A 17,234-nucleotide genomic window follows, 5' to 3' on the forward strand; every position below is an offset into this window, starting at 1 on the left:
GTATTAAAGAGTGCTCACTTTATGAAGGTTGAAGAACATACAGCTTTAGTTAAAGAATTGGTAGCAGGCCTAAAGGCTATGCCTAAGGAAGACTTTAAGGGCAAGAAGATAATCACTTCTGGTATAATACTAGATGATAAGGGATTATTAGAAGTATTCGAAGCAAATAACATGGCTATAGTAGCTGATGATATTGCTCAGGAAACTAGACAGTTCAGAACTCTAATCCCAGAAGGTGGTAGCGCATTAGAAAGAATGGCACAGTGGTGGGCTGACGTTGAAGGATGTTCACTAGCATACGACCCTGCTAAATTAAGAGGTAAGATGGTAGTAGAAGATGCTAAGAAGTTAGGCGCTGACGGTGTTGTTTACGCACTAATGAAATTCTGTGACCCAGAAGAATATGACTATCCAATCTTCAAGAAGGATATGGAAGGGGCAGGAGTACCTCACCTATTTATTGAGATTGAACAGGGAACAACTAGCATAGAACAAATAAGAACAAGAATACAAACATTCGCTGAAATATTAGCGTAATTGTAATCAAATTTTTGGAGGTTAAAAATGATACTAAAAAAAGAGCATGAATTAGTAAAAAAATCAATTAGTGATTTTTGCCAGCGTGAATTGTATGATACTGATTTAGCTGAAAAGATGGACAGAGAAGGCGTTGATATGCCACAGGAATTTATTGACAAGCTAGCTAGATATAAATTCTCTTGCCCAATCGTACCAAAGGAATATGGCGGTGCGGGAGCAGATTATGTTTCATACGCGCTAATAATGGAAGAATTATCAAGAGCAGATGCTTCTTGTGGTACTTACGTAACTGCAGGTGCATCATTGGTTGCACTTCCACTAATCAACTTCGGTACTGAAGAACAGAAGCAGAAATATCTTAAACCACTAGCTGATGGTACACTAGTTGGTGCATTCGGTCTTACAGAGCCAGGTGCTGGTTCAGATGCAGGTGCTACTCAGACAACTGCAGTACTTGAAGGTGACTACTATATACTAAATGGTAGAAAATGCTGGATAACTAATGGTCCTTTCTGTGATTTTGCTATAGTTTCTGCTGTAACTGAAAAGGGTAAGGGAACTAGAGGAATATCTACTTTCATAGTTGAAACTAAGTGGGAAGGATTCTCTCATGGTGCACACGAAGATAAGATGGGTATCAGAGGTACTAGAACATCAGACCTTATATTTGAAAATATGAAAATTCCAAAAGAAAACCTACTTGGTAAGCTAGGTGGCGGTTTCAAGGTTATGATGAATACTCTTGAAGCTGGTAGAATAGGTGTTGCTGCTCAGGCAGTTGGTGTTGCTCAGTCTGCTCTAGATGAAGCAATCAAGTACACTAAGGAAAGAGTACAGTTTGGTAAGACAATTTCTAAGTTCCAGAACACTCAGTTTACAATAGCTGACATGGCTACTAAGGTTGAAGCTGCTAGACTATTAGTTCATCAGGCAGCTCAGTTAAAGGACAACAAGCAGAGCCCTGCTCTTCTATCATCAATGGCTAAGTACTATGCTGCAGAAGTAGCTAATGAAGTTGCTTACAAGGCATTACAGCTACACGGTGGATACGGATTTGTTAAGGACTATAGAATAGAAAGAATATACAGAGACGCTAGAATTCTTTCAATCTATGAAGGAACTTCTCAGGTTCAGCAGATAGTAATCGCAGGAAATGTATTAAAATAAGAGGGTGGTGTGAATTTTGAAGATCATAGTATGCGTAAAGCAAGTACCAGATACAACAGAAGTTAGAATTGATAAAGAAACAAACACTTTGATAAGAGAAGGTGTACCAAGTATATTAAACCCAGATGATGCAAATGCCTTGGAACAGGCTCTAGCATTCAAGGATGCTAATGAAGATGTTCATATAACAGTTGTTTCAATGGGACCTCCACAGGCAGATGTAATGCTTAGAGAGTGTTTAGCAATGGGAGCTGACGAAGCCATTCTACTATCAGATAGGGCTTTCGGTGGTTCAGATACATGGGCTACTTCAAATGCAATAGCAGCAGGAATTAGAGCTATTGGAGATTATGATTTAATATTAGCTGGTAGACAGGCGATAGATGGAGATACAGCTCAGGTTGGTCCTCAGATATCTGAAAAGCTTGGAATACCTCAGGTTACATATGTAGAAGGTCTAAAGGTTGATGGAAAGAAACTTACAGTTAAGAGACAGTTAGAAGATGGATATGAAATGATCGAATTACAGATGCCAGCTCTACTTACAGCTGTTAAGGAACTTAACGAACCAAGACATATGTACATAGATAAAATATTCGAAGCCTATGAAAAGGAAATTAAGGTTCTTTCAATAGATGATGTTGATATAGAAAAGACTGAAGTTGGTCTTAAGGCATCACCTACAAGAGTATTTAGATCATTTACACCAGAAGTAAAGGGTCAGGGTGTTATATTAGAAGGAACTGAAAAAGAAGTTGCAGCTAAGGTTGTTAGCGAATTAAAGGCTGTACATATAATATAATTTAATTGTTTATAGGAGAAGAGTATTATGGATAGAAATGAATTGAATCAGTACAAGAACATTTGGGTCTATGCTGAACAGAGACAGGGAAAACTTACTCCAGTTGTAATTGAATTACTAGGAGAAGGTAGAAAATTAGCTGACGTTAGAGGAGTTAAGTTAAATGCTATACTTCTTGGTCAGGATATGGACGAATTGGCAAAAGAATTAATTAGCTACGGTGCTGAAACTGTATATGTAGCTGATGATGCTCTTTTAAAGAACTACACAACTGATGCCTATACTAAGGTTATAGTTGATGCTGTTCATGAAATCAAGCCAGAAATAGTTTTAGTTGGTGCTACTCATATAGGTAGAGACCTTGCTCCAAGAATAGCTTCTAGACTAAATACTGGTCTTACAGCTGACTGTACTAAGTTAGAAATAGATCCAGAAGATGGTAAGATTAAGCAGACAAGACCTGCATTTGGTGGTAACATAATGGCTACTATCATATGCCCAGACAATAGACCTCAGATGTCTACAGTTAGACCTGGTGTTATGGACAAGGCTCCAAAGGATGACTCTAGAACTGGTGAAGTTGTTAAGTTAAACATAGATCTTAAGGAATCTGATATCAGAACTAAGGTATTAGAAATCGTTAAGTCTGCACACGAAAAGATATCCCTAACAGACGCTAACATAATCGTATCTGGTGGTAAGGGACTAGGAACTCCAGACGGATTCAAGCTTATAGCTGAATTAGCTGAAGCTTTAGGTGGTGTAGTTGGTTCTTCAAGAGCAGCTGTTGACGCTGGTTGGATAGACAGATCTCACCAGGTAGGACAGACAGGTGTTACTGTTAAGCCTAACCTATACGTAGCTTGTGGTATATCAGGAGCTATACAGCACTTAGCTGGTATGAAGGAATCTGACCTTATAATAGCTATAAACAAGGATCCAGATGCTCCAATATTCGGCGTTGCTGATTATGGTATCGTTGGTGACCTTTACAAGGTAATACCAGAAATACTTGAAGCTTTAAAGGCTGTTAAGTAATTAAGTAGAATTTTTAATCTACAAACTATATAGTGGTAGTTGTGTCGCCGTATCTAGTATATGGCGACCTATTATCATAGTTTTAACTGAAGTATTAATTCAGCTGTGTTTTTTTAATATTGATAGTTAAAAATTTGTTATTGTCATATGAGTGACATAAAATTTGTGTTTTTAATATTTATGTGTTTATAAAATTGTGTTGTTAATCAATATGTTGAGAAAACGTTTAAATTAACAGAATATAGTATAAAATTAAAGAAAAAGAATCAAAATTATTAGTTAATGTTTTTATTAGTTTAAAGTAAATTTATGTGTATTAGGAGGCAGTGTTATGAAAATTTTAGCATATCATGTACAGGGTTACGAAGAAAAGGCATTTAAAAAATGGTCAGAAGAAAATGGAGTTCAGGTAGACTTAGAATATGGTCTAATCACACCAGAATCAATCGAAAAGGCCAAGGGTTATGACGGAATAACTACCCAGCAGGTTATACCTGTTAAGGATGAAGAAATATTCAAGAAGATGAAGGAATATGGCCTAACTCAGGTCGCATCTAGAACTGCTGGTGTTGATATGTTCGACCTTAAGACTGCAAGAAAATACGGAATCTCTGTAACAAATGTACCTAGATATTCTCCAAATGCAATAGCTGAATTAGCTGTTACACACGCTATGACACTACTAAGAAATATCGGACATATTAGAGCAGCTCAGTTTAAGGGTGACTTCACTTGGAATAAGGATCTTATCTCTAAGGAAATCAGAAGCTGTACAGTAGGTATAATAGGAACTGGTAGAATAGGTCTTACAGCTGCAACTCTATTCAAGGGATTAGGGGCTAAGGTTATAGGTTTTGACGAATTTAAAAACCCAGGTGCAGATGGAATCCTAGAATATAGAGATACTGTTGAAGCTTTACTAGAAGAAGCAGATGTTGTTTCTCTTCACCTACCACTAACTGATGGTACTTACCATATGATAAACAAGGATAGAATAAAGCACATGAAGGATCATGCTATCCTAGTTAACACTGGTAGGGGTGGTCTAGTTAATATAGACGATGTAGTAGAAGCTTTAGAATCTGGAAAGATAAAGGGAGCAGCTCTAGACGTTCTAGAATGCGAAACTCTATACGTAAATCAGAAGATAGATCCTAAGAAGATAGAAGGAACAGTAGTTGAAACGCTAATGGGAATGGACAATGTTGTGTTGACAGGACATTTCGCATTCTTTACTGAAACTGCAGTAGATAATATGGTTTCAACTGCCCTTGACAACCTTAAGGTAGAAATCGAAACTGGTAAAGTTCAGAACTGTATGAATGCTTAATTAGGCAAGAGCCTTTCTAAAATTTTAATTTTTTTATCAATGCACGCCATATTTTATGGCGTGCATTTTTGTGCTATAATAAAATAATGAAATTAAGTAAATAACTAAGGGGTGATAGGGTTGATCAACGTTCAAGATTATAAGTCTGAATATGAAGATATGATAAAGAAGGCCAAAGAATTGGGTGAGTCACTTTGACCTAAAGGGTCTAGAGTCTAGAAAGGTAGATATTGAAAAATTGATGGCTGAACAAGATTTTTGGGAGGACACTGACAAGTCCAATAAGATTTTGCAAGAAAATAAAACTATTGAAGTCAGGTTGACACAGTATAGCCAACTAATAACTTCCATAGAGGATATAAATATTTTATTAGAACTAAGTGAAGAAGATAGCACAGAAGAAGACCAGGAAATAGAAAATTCAATAATTGACCAGGTAAAAGATGCCAGGGAAAATCTAGACCGCATGACAATGGAAATGCTATTTAGTGGTCAGTATGATTCCAACAATGCAATTTTATCGGTGAACTCTGGTACTGGTGGACTAGATGCCCAAGACTGGGCCCAAATGTTGCTAAGGATGTATATCAGGTGGTCTGAATCCAGTGGCTATAAGGTCAAGTTAATAGATATTAACTCAGATCCTGAAGCAGGTATAAAGACGGCAACCATACTAGTCCAGGGGCAAAATGCCTATGGTCACTTAAAGAGTGAAAAGGGAGTACATAGGTTGGTTAGGATATCTCCTTTTGACTCGTCTGGTAAGAGACATACATCCTTTGCTTCAATAGATGTAGTACCCGAATTAAACGAGGATATAAAGGTCGAAATAAATCAGACAGACCTAAAGATAGATACATATAGGTCATCAGGTGCAGGTGGTCAGCATGTAAACACGACAGACTCTGCAGTCAGGATTACGCACATACCTACAGGTATAGTAGTCCAGTGTCAGAATGAAAGGAGTCAGCATTCCAACAAGGATATAGCCATGAAGCTTTTGATGGCCAAGCTTATCCAACTAAAGGAAGAAGAGAACAAGGAGAGGATAGAAGACCTCCAGGGCAAGTACTCACAGATTACCTGGGGAAGTCAGATAAGGTCTTATGTATTCCAACCCTACAAGCTGGTAAAAGACCACAGGACAAATGAAGAAAATGCTAATGTAGATGCAGTTATGGATGGTAAGCTGGACAATTTTATGTTCGAATACCTAAAGCAAAAAGTATAAATAACTGGACTTAATCTAGATACGAAAAAATATATTAAGAGGAAATTATGGATATTAAAGAAATACTTATTAAAGAGATGGGCTTGCGTCCAAGTCAGGTAGAAAATACCATAAGGTTAATTGATGAAGGTAATACAATACCCTTTATAGCAAGGTATAGAAAAGAAATGACTGGAGAGATGACAGATGTCCAGTTGAGAGATTTTGGGGACAAGTTGACCTACCTTAGAAATCTTGAAGAAAGAAAAGAGGATGTAAAGAGGCTGATAGATGAACAAGGCAAACTTGAAAAGGGCCTGGTTGAAGCTATAGACAAGGCCAAGACCCTACAGGAGGTAGAAGATATATATGCCCCTTTTAAGCAGAAAAAGAGGACTAGGGCAACTATTGCCAAGGAGAGGGGTCTAGAACCACTGGCTAATATGATACTCCTATCCAAAAATTTAGATATAAGAAAAGAGGCAGAGAAATTTCTTGATCTGGAAAATGGTCTAGACGATATTGACATGGCCATATCAGGAGCAAAAGATATACTTGCAGAAGTCATGAGTGATGATGCAGAGATAAGAAAGTATATAAGGTCCCAGGCCTTGAAAAGAGGCCAGGTTCAGTCAAAGGCCAAGTCAGAAGAGGACTCTGTATATGGAATCTACTATGACTTTACTGAGAGGGTTGTAGATATCCTGCCACATAGGACCCTAGCCATAAACAGGGGTGAAAAGGAAGGCTTCCTAAGCGTTAAGGTCTTGGTTGATGACCAACAAATGATAGACAAGATTGTTGACTCATACAGGAGTCCTCAAAATATGGGAAATGAAGGTATCCTGGAAGAAGTTGCCCAAGATGCCTATAAGAGACTAATTTTCCCGGCAATAGAGAGGGAGGTCAGGAACCACCTGACAGACCTGGCCCAGGAAAGAGCTATAAAGGTATTTGGCAAAAACCTCCAGGGTTTGCTCTTACAGCCACCAATAAAAAATGCTGTAGTTATGGGATTTGACCCAGCCTATAGGACTGGTTGTAAGATAGCAGTAGTCGACAAAAATGGTAAGTTACTGGATTTTACAACTATATATCCAACCAAGCCACAGAATAGGGTGGAGGAGGCCAAGTCTATCCTCAAAAAATTAATTCAAAAGCATAAGGTTGATATAATATCCATAGGTAATGGGACTGCTTCAAGAGAGTCGGAAAAATTTGTTGCAGACATGATAGGTGAAATAGATAGGCCGGTTTCCTATCTGATAGTAAATGAGGCAGGGGCATCAGTCTATTCTGCCTCCAAACTAGCCAATGAGGAGCATCCAGACATAAATGTATCCATAAGAGGTGCTATATCAATAGCTAGAAGGCTCCAAGACCCTATGGCTGAACTGGTAAAGATAGAGCCAAAGAGTATAGGTGTTGGCCAGTACCAGCATGATGTAAATGAAAAGAGACTGACTGAGATCTTGGATGGTGTGGTAGAAGACTCTGTCAACCAGATAGGTGTGGATGCAAATACAGCTTCATACTCCCTACTCGAGCATGTTGCTGGTATATCTTCAGGCCTAGCCAAGAATATAGTTGCCTACAGGGATGAAAATGGAGACTTTGAAGACATTAATGATTTAAAAAATGTAAAGAGGTTAGGACCAGCTGCCTTCAAGCAGGCTGCAGGCTTTATAAGACTTCCAAATGCAAAGAATACCTTGGACAATACTGGGGTTCATCCAGAATCCTATAAGGCCTGTCTAGCCATGTTAGACCTACTGGCTTACAGTTTAGATGATGTGGATGCATCAAGGCTAGACCAAATAGATAAAAAAGTCAAAGATTATGGCTTGGACAAACTTAGTTCAGACATAGGGGTAGGTCAGGCTACCCTAAAGGATATAATTGAAGAAATTAAAAAGCCTGGTAGGGACATCAGGGAAAGTGGTACAAAGCCTATTCTAAGAACAGATGTAATGCAGCTAGAAGACCTTGAAGAAGGCATGGTCTTGAATGGTACGGTAAGGAATGTTGTAGACTTTGGAGCCTTTGTCGATATTGGTATAAAAAATGATGGCCTGGTCCATATATCCAAGATATCAAATAAGATGGTAAAAAATGCATCAGACTTCTTGACAGTTGGTGATATAGTCATGGTAAAGGTTATAGGAATTGACAAGGACAAGGGCAGAGTATCCCTTTCAATGAAGGGGGTTAGCCAGGATCTACAGGCTTAAAATATGATCAAATAATATTGACTTTTAGACAAGATTCTAATATAATAATCTTGTAAAATAAATAAAATTAATCTTCGGGGGTGGGTGAGATTCCCTACCGGCGGTATAGCCCGCGAGCGTAAGCTGATTTGGTGAAATTCCAAAGCCGACAGTAAAGTCTGGATGAGAGAAGTATTCTATAGCAATGTTTATTGTGATGAAGTTGTTATTCCTGGGGATGTTTTCTCCAGGAATTTTATTTTTCCCTCGAAAAACAGGAGGATAAAATGGAAAAGGTTAATTCAGTAAATTTAAAGAAGAGAAGAGTATCTACAATCTCTTTGGTAAAGGTAGCCCTATTGGCTGGGATAGCGTATGCATTGATGTTTTTAGAAATGCCAATACCACTATTTCCCGGTTTCTTAAAGATTGACTTATCAGATATGCCAGCCCTAGTAGCAGGTTTGGCGCTTGGACCAATAGCAGGTTTTGCAGTTGAAGCAGTAAAGAACTTTCTTCACCTGATTACAGCTACTAGTACAGGTGGGGTTGGTGAAATAGCCAATATAGTAGTGGGTTCTTCCTTTGTAGTTGTGGCATCTCTTGTTTATAAGAAAGAAAAGAGCTTAAAGACTTTGGTTAAGGGATTGGCCCTAGGAACAATAGCTATGGTTCTTATAGGAACAGCTATGAACTACTTTATAATGTTGCCATTCTACGGTCAGCTTATGGGACTAGATGCTATAATTGGCATGGGTACAGCTATCAATCCTAATGTAAAGGATCTATTATCTTTTGTTCTTTGGTTTATAGCTCCATTTAACCTAATAAAGGGTATATTATTATCAATAATTACAATACCACTTTACAGAAAGATTGAAAAATTGATAAAAAATAATTTAGCTTAAATTAGGAATAAAAATTAAATGAAAATTTATAAGAGGCCCTATTTTCAATAAGATATTGAAATTGGGGCCTTTTATATGATATAATTGACGAGGAGATGGGTTTGTCAATAGTCCTTGATATTGTTTTTTAATTATCAATGGATAACGGTTGCTAAGAATTAAAATTTGCTACAAAATGTTAAGAAATAAATTTATATTTTGCAAAAATGGGTATTATACTAAATGTTAAAATCTATCGACGATATTTAATCTAAACAAATTATATATGAGTACAGGAGGCGTTTTAAAATGAGCAGTGTATACACAATGGGTATTGACATTGGATCAACATCATCAAAGTGTGTGATAATGAAGGATGGTAAGGAAATTGTAAGTGAAGGTGTAGTTAGCTTGGGTGCTGGAACTAAGGGTTCTGACCTAGTTATTGAGGAAGTGCTTGGTAAGGCAGGAATGACTTTCGATGAAATAGACCTAATCGTATCGACTGGATATGGTAGAAATAGCTATGAAAGAGCTGCCAAGACTGTTAGTGAGCTTAGTTGTCATGCCAAGGGTGGTGGATATATCTTTGGTGGTGCCGGAACTATTATAGATATCGGTGGTCAGGATATAAAGGTATTGAAGCTAAATGACAAGGGTGGTCTTGTTAACTTCCTGATGAATGATAAGTGTGCTGCCGGTACAGGTAGGTTCTTGGAAGTTATGTCTGGCGTATTGGATGTAAAGCTAGATGAACTAGGGGAACTAGATGCCAAGGCTACAGAAGTTACACCAATCAGTTCTACATGTACAGTTTTTGCTGAGTCAGAAGTTATATCATGTATGGCTAAGAAGATTCCTCTAGAAAATATCATAAGAGGTATACACGCATCTGTTGCAACAAGGGTTGCTAGTTTGGCAAGAAGAGGTGGTTTGAAGACTCCTGTAGCCATGACAGGTGGAGTTAGTAAGAACAAGGGTATAGTAAGGGCTCTTAAAGAAGAACTAGAATGTGATATCTTGATATCTCCTGATTCTCAGATGGCTGGTGCTATAGGTGCAGCCCTATATGCATATGACGAATACCAGAAGCAAAACGCTTAATAAATATATAGAGATTTATAGTCTCTCTTAACTCGATTTGTTGGGGATCCTTTTTAGGGTCCCTTTTTGTGTGTACTGTTTTTACAACTATAGTTGAAAGGAACTTTTTGCAAGAATTGTAGATTAACGGAATAAGGGACGATATAGGCTGATTACAGATATATTTTAATAGGTGAAATGCTTAAAAAAGATTATAAATATAAACAAAATGTTAAAAAATACAAAAATTTACAAAAAAATTCAAGAAAACGATACTATTCTCCTATAAATATGATAAAATATATATAAGTGAGTGGTTCTTGGATAACCTACGATAATAAGACTTATGTTATAGGAGTGTATAGAATGATAAATCAGGATTATTTTATTAATTTAGCTAAGGAAAAAACTGGTGATGCAATTCAGACAGTCGCAGTTGCAGCACCACACGACTTAGCCACATTAGAATCTTTAAGAAATGCGGTTGATTTAGGATTTGCAAAGGCCATCCTAGTTGGTGATGAAAATATCATCACAGATGTTGCCAAGGAAGGTAACTTAGATATATCTGATATGGAATTGGTACATGCAGAAGACTTGGCAGATGCGGCTCAGAAGTCTGTTGACCAGGTTACTGCTGGTAAGGCTAGCTTGATAATGAAGGGTCTAATAGATACTTCTGTAATACTAAAGGCAGTAGTAAAGAAGGAAAATAACCTTAGAACAGGGAATACCCTAAGTTATGTTGGTATCCTATTTAATGAAAACAAGGAAAAATACTACCTGACTTCTGATGGTGCCATGCTTATAGCCCCAGATGTTGACCAGAAAAAGGGTATAATAGAAAATGTTGTAGATGTTGCCCATGCCCTAGGAAATGAAATGCCAAAGGTGGCAATGATTTGTGCAAAGGAAAAATACTATGAAAAGATGCCAGCTACAGTAGATGCGGTTGCTCTACAGAGGATGAACCATGAAGGTGAAATCAAGGGTTGTATAGTAAGTGGACCATTACAGATGGACAATGCTGTTGACCTACATGCCGTTGAAGTAAAGGGTATAGATGATCCAGTTGCAGGTTATGCGGACATCCTAATAGTTCCAGCAATCGAAGCTGGTAATGTACTACTTAAGACTGCTAAGTACCTAGGTGGATGGACATTCGGTGGTATAGTTGTTGGTGCTAAGGTACCAATCGTTGTATGTTCTAGGTCTGACGGAGAATCTGCTAAGCTAGTTTCTATAGCCGTTTCTTGTATGTTAGCTGCTAGGAATGCAGGAAAATAAAAACCTATAGGGGTTTATGAGTCCATACCTAGATGTAATTTTTAGTATATATGGACACGTGAAATTAGTAAACATATATTGATTATAATATTTATAAATGAGACACTACCCGAGTCTAGGGCTTTCAGATTTTATTGAGTTTGGAAGTCAATAGACTTGGGTAGTGTCTTTTTAGGCATATTTATTTGTGGGATAGAGTCTATTAATGGTATAATAATATTATTTGATGTATGAGGAGGCTATATGAAGAGTATTTATCTAGAAAATGAAAAAGCTACTTCCAGTCTAGGTAAAAAGATAGGGGAAGTTTTGTTTCCAGGAGCTATCTTGTGCCTAAATGGTGACTTGGGTGCTGGCAAGACCGCCCTTACAAAGTCTATTGCCCTTGGCCTGGATATAAAAGATGATATAACTAGTCCTACCTTTACTATAGTCAATGAATATGAGGAGGGCAGGTTAAAGCTAAACCACTTTGATGTATATAGGATAGGATCAAGTGATGAGATGTATGATATAGGTTTTGAAGAATATATAGGTTCTGAAGGAGTCTGTATTATAGAGTGGTCTCAGATAATAGAAGATGTATTACCTGATGAGAGGTTGGATATAAATATAAAGTATGAAGATGAGGGTAGGCGCCTGGAATTTATACCTAGGGGCCAGGCCTATGAGAGGCTAGTAGAGGAGGTTACTAGAGGATGATTATTTTAGGTTTAGATACTTCGACTAGGGCTGCCAGCGTAGCCCTATGGTCAGATGGGGACTTGTTGGGAGAACTTGTGATAAATGACAAGAGGACCCACTCACAAAAGTTAATGCCCATGTTGGAGACCTTGTTCCAGTTGGCTAATATGAAGGTTGATGATGTGGACCTTCTGGCAGTTTGTATTGGTCCAGGTTCCTTTACGGGGATTAGGATAGCAATGGCAACTGTAAAGGCCCTTGGTCATGTAAGAAACCTGCCTATAGTAGGTGTAAATTCCCTAGAAAGCCTAGCCTATAATTTATATAATTGTCAGGCCAGACTAGTGCCAATTTTAGATGCCCAGGCTAGCCAGGTATATTCTGCCATATATGAAAACATAGATGGGGGACCAAGGCTAGTTAGGGATATAAGGGTTGTGGATATAGATGACCTGGTAGAAGAAGTAAAAGATCTTGATGGACGGACTATATTCTTGGGTGAAGGTCTCAACAAGTATAAGGACAAGTTAAGAGACCTAGGTCCTAATATAAGCTTGGCATCTAATAATACAAATGTATCCAGGGCAGCTAGTGTATGTGCATGTGCCTTATACAAGTATACTATGAGACAAGATATCCATACCTGCTATGATATAATGCCTATGTACATTAGAAAGTCTCAGGCAGAGGTTCAATATGAAGAAAAGCAGAGGGCTATGAAAAATGATTTATAGAAGGATGACTGTCGATGATATAGAGGGGGTTTATGAGGTAGAAGTATCTGCCTTTGAGGACCCTTGGTCATATAACTCCCTAAGGGGGGAACTAAAGAACAAACTGTCAAGATATATAGTAGCAGAAGAAGATGGCAAGATAGTAGGCTATGTCGGGGCCTGGTATATATTAGATGAAGCCCATATTACAAATGTGGCTGTACACAAGGATTTTAGGGGGAAAAAGATAGGTAATGGTCTTATTGAAGCCCTAATTGATATGTGTGACAGGGATAAGATGGCTTCCATAACCCTAGAGGTAAGGTCTGGAAATTTTGTGGCCCAGGGCCTATACAAGAAGTATGGCTTCTTGGCAGGCGGTGTTAGGAAGGAATACTATACGAACAATAGGGAAGATGCAATAATAATGTGGAAACAGCTCAGGGAGGTGTTTTAGTAAGTGAGTGATATTATAACTTTAGCTATAGAGAGTAGTTGTGACGAAACAGCCTGTGCCATCACTAGAAATGGTAGGGAGGTCCTTGCCAATATCATATCTACTCAGATAGATATACATAAAAAATTCGGAGGCGTAGTGCCAGAAGTGGCATCCAGAAAGCATATAGAGAATATAGATCCGGTAGTCCAGGAGGCCCTGGATACAGCTGGTATGACTTTTTATGATATAGACCATATTGCTGTTACATATGGTCCCGGTTTGGTAGGAGCCTTACTAGTGGGCCTATCCTATGCCAAGGCCTTGGCCTTTGGACTAGGCAAGCCCCTTGTTGGTGTAAATCATATAGAGGGCCATCTTTCTGCCAACTATATAGAACACAAGGACCTAAAACCTCCTTTTATCACCCTGATAGTATCAGGTGGCCATACCCACCTTGTAGAAGTAAATGGCTATGGCAAGTATGAAATCTTGGGCAAAACCAAGGATGATGCCTCTGGTGAGGCCTTTGACAAGGTTGCAAGGGCCATGAATTTAGGCTATCCTGGTGGTCCTATAGTTGACAGGCTTGCCAAAAAGGGTAATCCCAAGGCCATAGACTTTCCGAGGGCATGTATCCATGAGGAGGGGTATGACTTTAGTTTTAGTGGTCTTAAGTCTTCTGTATTAAACTATTTAAACTCAATGAAGATGAAGAATATAGAGGTCGTTCCAGAGGATGTCTGTGCATCTTTTCAGGCCGCGGTTGTAGATGTCTTGACTGATAAGGCGATAAAGGCCTGTAAGGATAAGGGCTACAAGACTATAACCCTATCTGGTGGAGTTGCATCAAATTCTGGCCTAAGAGACCAGATGGCAGACCTATGTGCCAGAGAAGGTATAGATTTAAGGTATCCACCCCTAGTCCTTTGTACAGACAATGCAGCCATGATAGCCTGTGCAGGTTACTATAGGTATATGGCGGGTAGGAGAGATAGCATGGACCTAAATGCCCTTCCTAACCTAAAGATAGACCAGGAATAGAATGGGGGTAGGTCTATGATAATGTTATCGTGTAATAAGGTCTCCAAGACTTTTGGAGTGGAGACCATATTAGAAAATATTTCCTTTTCGGTAAATGAGGGGGACAAGATAGGTATAGTAGGGGTAAATGGTACTGGAAAAACGACCCTATTTAAGGTGATAACAGGTATATTACCCCATGATAGGGGGGAAATTTTTACCTCAAAGAATTGTAGGTTGGGGTATTTAGAACAGAATACCAACTTTTACTCGGAAAAGACTATATATGATGAAGTAGTCTCTGTCTTCTCTGACCTTATAGGGGCAGAGGAAGAACTGAGGAGTTTGGAACACCAGATAGCCAGTCTATCTGACAAGGGGGGTTCATCGGGAGACCAATTAAAAAAGACCATGGACACCTATGGTAAAAAATATGAGGAATTTGAAAAAAATAATGGATATGCCTATAAGAGTGAAGTAAGAGGAACTTTAAAGGGTCTAGGCTTTAGTGATGAAGAAATGGACAAGCCTGTAAATGTCCTGTCAGGAGGAGAAAAGACCAGGGTCTTACTAGCCAAACTCCTTCTGAGCAAGCCGTCACTTTTGCTACTAGATGAACCTACCAACCACCTGGATGCTGATGCCATAGAATGGTTGGAAGGTTTTTTAAGGTCTTATGAGGAAACTATAATGATTATTTCTCATGATAGGTACTTCCTGGACCAGTCTGTAAACAGGATTTTTGAAATGGAAAACAAACACCTGACGACCTATAATGGAAACTATACAGACTATCAGAAACAGGCTAAGATCAATAGGGAGATAAGGCTAAGGCAGTATGAAAACCAGCAAAGGGACATAAAAAAGCAGGAAGAATCAATAGAAAGACTCAAGGCCTATGGTAGGGAAAAGCACCTTAAGAGGGCCAGGTCTAAGGAAAAAATGCTAGACAAGGTAGATAGATTAGAAAAACCACAAGAGCTGAGAAAAAAGGCTAGGTTTAACTTTGTCCTAAGACACCATAGTGGTAATGATGTCCTAAAGGTCCAGGGCCTGGCCAAGTCATTTGATGATAGAAAGCTATTTGAGGGTGTGGACTTTGACCTATATAGGGGGGAGAAGGTTGCCTTGATAGGGCCAAACGGAGTAGGTAAGTCCACCCTATTTAAGATTATTATGGGGGATGAAAGTCAGGACCATGGTGACTACAAGCTTGGTCAAGGGGTGGATATAGCCTACTTCCACCAGGAACAGAAGTCCCTAAACTTGGAAAATACTATTATAGACGAGGTTTGGGATGACAATCCTCATATGACCCAAACAGAGGTTAGGAACCTCTTGGGAGCCTTCCTATTTGAAGGGGAAGATGTATTCAAAAGCATAAGGAGTCTGAGCGGTGGTGAAAGGGCCAGGGTTGCCATATTAAAGTTAATCCTATCAAGGTCAAACCTCCTACTACTGGATGAGCCTACCAATCACCTGGATATAGATTCGAAGGAAGTTCTTGAAGATGCCCTAAAAGAATACGAAGGGACCCTATTAACCATATCGCATGATAGATATTTCCTTAACACAGTTGTCGACAGAATCCTGGTACTTAAACCAGATGGGGTAGAAGAATATTTGGGTAATTACGAATATTATCAAAATAAGAAGAAACAGGAGTCTGAAAAGAGCTACTTGGCTGATATGGAAGACCAGGTAAGCAAGACGAAGACCCAGATAAGGGAAGAAAGAAGACGGGAAAAAGAGCTTAAAAAGAATGAAAATAAGGCCAAAAAACTAATAAAAGATTTAGAAGTCGAAATAGAATTAACTGAGAAACAAATCGGTGGTCTAGACCATATGCTTTGTCAAGAAGAGGTCTACACTAGTCCAGAGCGTATGAAAGAGGTCAATCAGGAAAAAAGTGACCTTGAAAAGCGTTTATCCAAATTATACGATAAATGGGAACAAATAATAGGATAAAAAGTGTTTTAAATTTATCGAAAATGGGGTATAATATATATTATAATTGTGTAAAATGCTAGAGTTGACTCTTTTTTAACAAGAATCAGCTTATGACTTTATAAAATATAGGATACTAGGAGGACTAGAATGGGAAATAAGAATATTTCGATGGCCGTAATCAGGAGATTACCTAAGTATTATAGATATTTGGCAGACTTATTGTCAAAAGATGTGCAGAGGATATCTTCAAAAGAATTAAGTGAAATAATAGGATTTACAGCTTCTCAGATTAGACAGGACCTGAACAACTTTGGTGGTTTTGGTCAGCAAGGATATGGATATAATGTAGAGGCTCTTCACAAGGAAATAGGTAAGATACTTGGACTGGATAGGAAGTACCGTGCAATTTTGATAGGTGCTGGTAACCTGGGTCAGGCCTTAACTAACTATACTGGTTTTAGACTTGCTGGATTTGAAACAATAGCAGTCTTTGACGCTAATCCAAAGATGATAGGTCTAAAGATCAGAGATTTTGAAATAATGGATTCAGATAATGTAGAAGAGTTTGTTAGGGAGAATGATGTAGATATAGCTATAGTATGTATACCTAAAAACGGTGCCCAACTTGTAGCGGATAAACTTGTTAGGGCTGGTATAAAGGGTATTTGGAATTTTGCTCCAATAGACCTTGAAGTACCAAGTGACATTATAGTAGAGAATGTAAACTTGACAGAGAGTTTATTTACCCTTTCTTACTTGATGAAGGAAAATTTAGAAGGTTAAATTTAATTAGATATTATAATTAGAATATGTAGATATAGGATAGGGGCTAGACCTTAATCCTATATCTTTTTTTTATATATTATTTTAAAAG

16 protein-coding genes and 1 riboswitch are annotated in these 17,234 nt (G+C 38.3%); all 16 genes read left to right on the forward strand.

What is annotated here, in order from left to right; all coding sequences use genetic code 11:
• Positions 1 to 537 (forward strand): 2-hydroxyacyl-CoA dehydratase subunit D (locus HMPREF0634_RS02860; RefSeq protein ID WP_007788857.1); only part of this gene is annotated, 537 nt, incomplete at its 5' end.
• 27 nt (positions 538 to 564) lie between these two features.
• Entirely contained in the window at positions 565 to 1,707 is a 1,143-nt protein-coding gene (gene acdB, locus HMPREF0634_RS02865; protein ID WP_007788862.1) for a putative isocaproyl-CoA dehydrogenase AcdB, read from the forward strand.
• A gap of 16 nt (positions 1,708 to 1,723) precedes the next feature.
• On the forward strand, positions 1,724 to 2,509 hold the full coding sequence (etfB, locus tag HMPREF0634_RS02870; protein ID WP_007788868.1) for an electron transfer flavoprotein subunit beta: 786 nt from the start codon (positions 1,724 to 1,726) through the stop codon (positions 2,507 to 2,509).
• 27 nt (positions 2,510 to 2,536) lie between these two features.
• Complete coding sequence (locus HMPREF0634_RS02875) at positions 2,537 to 3,547, forward strand: electron transfer flavoprotein subunit alpha/FixB family protein (RefSeq protein ID WP_007788870.1); 1,011 nt, start codon at positions 2,537 to 2,539, stop codon at positions 3,545 to 3,547.
• A 331-nt stretch (positions 3,548 to 3,878) separates the two neighbouring features.
• Positions 3,879 to 4,877, forward strand: a complete 999-nt coding sequence (locus tag HMPREF0634_RS02880) for a D-2-hydroxyacid dehydrogenase (RefSeq protein WP_007788835.1) — start codon at positions 3,879 to 3,881, stop codon at positions 4,875 to 4,877.
• Between the two features lie 120 nt (positions 4,878 to 4,997).
• A protein-coding gene (prfB, locus tag HMPREF0634_RS02885) for a peptide chain release factor 2 (RefSeq protein WP_408634983.1) occupies positions 4,998 to 6,108 on the forward strand; the annotation gives its coding sequence in 2 pieces (ribosomal slippage) (positions 4,998 to 5,063 and positions 5,065 to 6,108; 1,110 coding nt in all).
• 47 nt (positions 6,109 to 6,155) lie between these two features.
• Positions 6,156 to 8,318, forward strand: coding sequence for a Tex family protein (locus HMPREF0634_RS02890; RefSeq protein ID WP_007788872.1), 2,163 nt, complete (start codon positions 6,156 to 6,158; stop codon positions 8,316 to 8,318).
• 66 nt (positions 8,319 to 8,384) lie between these two features.
• Positions 8,385 to 8,496: riboswitch (FMN riboswitch) on the forward strand.
• Positions 8,497 to 8,584: 88 nt separating this feature from the next.
• On the forward strand, positions 8,585 to 9,205 hold the full coding sequence (locus tag HMPREF0634_RS02895; RefSeq protein WP_007788901.1) for an ECF transporter S component: 621 nt from the start codon (positions 8,585 to 8,587) through the stop codon (positions 9,203 to 9,205).
• Positions 9,206 to 9,493: 288 nt separating this feature from the next.
• Positions 9,494 to 10,288, forward strand: a complete 795-nt coding sequence (locus tag HMPREF0634_RS02900) for an acyl-CoA dehydratase activase (RefSeq protein ID WP_007788836.1) — start codon at positions 9,494 to 9,496, stop codon at positions 10,286 to 10,288.
• Positions 10,289 to 10,633: 345 nt separating this feature from the next.
• On the forward strand, positions 10,634 to 11,554 hold the full coding sequence (locus HMPREF0634_RS02905; RefSeq protein WP_007788840.1) for a phosphate acyltransferase: 921 nt from the start codon (positions 10,634 to 10,636) through the stop codon (positions 11,552 to 11,554).
• 243 nt (positions 11,555 to 11,797) lie between these two features.
• A complete protein-coding gene (gene tsaE, locus HMPREF0634_RS02910) occupies positions 11,798 to 12,256 on the forward strand; it encodes a tRNA (adenosine(37)-N6)-threonylcarbamoyltransferase complex ATPase subunit type 1 TsaE (protein WP_007788893.1) in 459 nt (152 codons plus the stop codon).
• Positions 12,253 to 12,972 carry a tRNA (adenosine(37)-N6)-threonylcarbamoyltransferase complex dimerization subunit type 1 TsaB gene (gene tsaB / locus HMPREF0634_RS02915; RefSeq protein ID WP_007788899.1) on the forward strand — a complete coding sequence of 240 codons (720 nt, stop codon included), beginning with the start codon at positions 12,253 to 12,255 and terminating at the stop codon, positions 12,970 to 12,972. Before tsaE ends, tsaB begins: the two co-directional genes overlap by 4 nt.
• Positions 12,962 to 13,408: a ribosomal protein S18-alanine N-acetyltransferase gene (rimI, locus tag HMPREF0634_RS02920; protein WP_007788846.1), complete on the forward strand. Its 447-nt coding sequence runs from the start codon at positions 12,962 to 12,964 to the stop codon at positions 13,406 to 13,408. The genes tsaB and rimI overlap by 11 nt, the downstream gene beginning before the upstream one ends.
• A 3-nt stretch (positions 13,409 to 13,411) precedes the next feature.
• The gene (gene tsaD, locus HMPREF0634_RS02925; RefSeq protein WP_007788833.1) at positions 13,412 to 14,431 is read left to right on the forward strand and encodes a tRNA (adenosine(37)-N6)-threonylcarbamoyltransferase complex transferase subunit TsaD; all 1,020 of its coding nucleotides are present in this window, start codon (positions 13,412 to 13,414) and stop codon (positions 14,429 to 14,431) included.
• A 15-nt stretch (positions 14,432 to 14,446) separates the two neighbouring features.
• Positions 14,447 to 16,378 carry an ABC-F family ATP-binding cassette domain-containing protein gene (locus HMPREF0634_RS02930; RefSeq protein WP_007788842.1) on the forward strand — a complete coding sequence of 644 codons (1,932 nt, stop codon included), beginning with the start codon at positions 14,447 to 14,449 and terminating at the stop codon, positions 16,376 to 16,378.
• A 129-nt stretch (positions 16,379 to 16,507) separates the two neighbouring features.
• Positions 16,508 to 17,143, forward strand: coding sequence for a redox-sensing transcriptional repressor Rex (locus tag HMPREF0634_RS02935; RefSeq protein WP_007788824.1), 636 nt, complete (start codon positions 16,508 to 16,510; stop codon positions 17,141 to 17,143).
• Positions 17,144 to 17,234 lie beyond the last annotated feature (91 nt).

The sequence above is a fragment of the Peptostreptococcus stomatis DSM 17678 genome (genome assembly GCF_000147675.1).
Lineage (GTDB): Bacteria > Bacillota > Clostridia > Peptostreptococcales > Peptostreptococcaceae > Peptostreptococcus > Peptostreptococcus stomatis.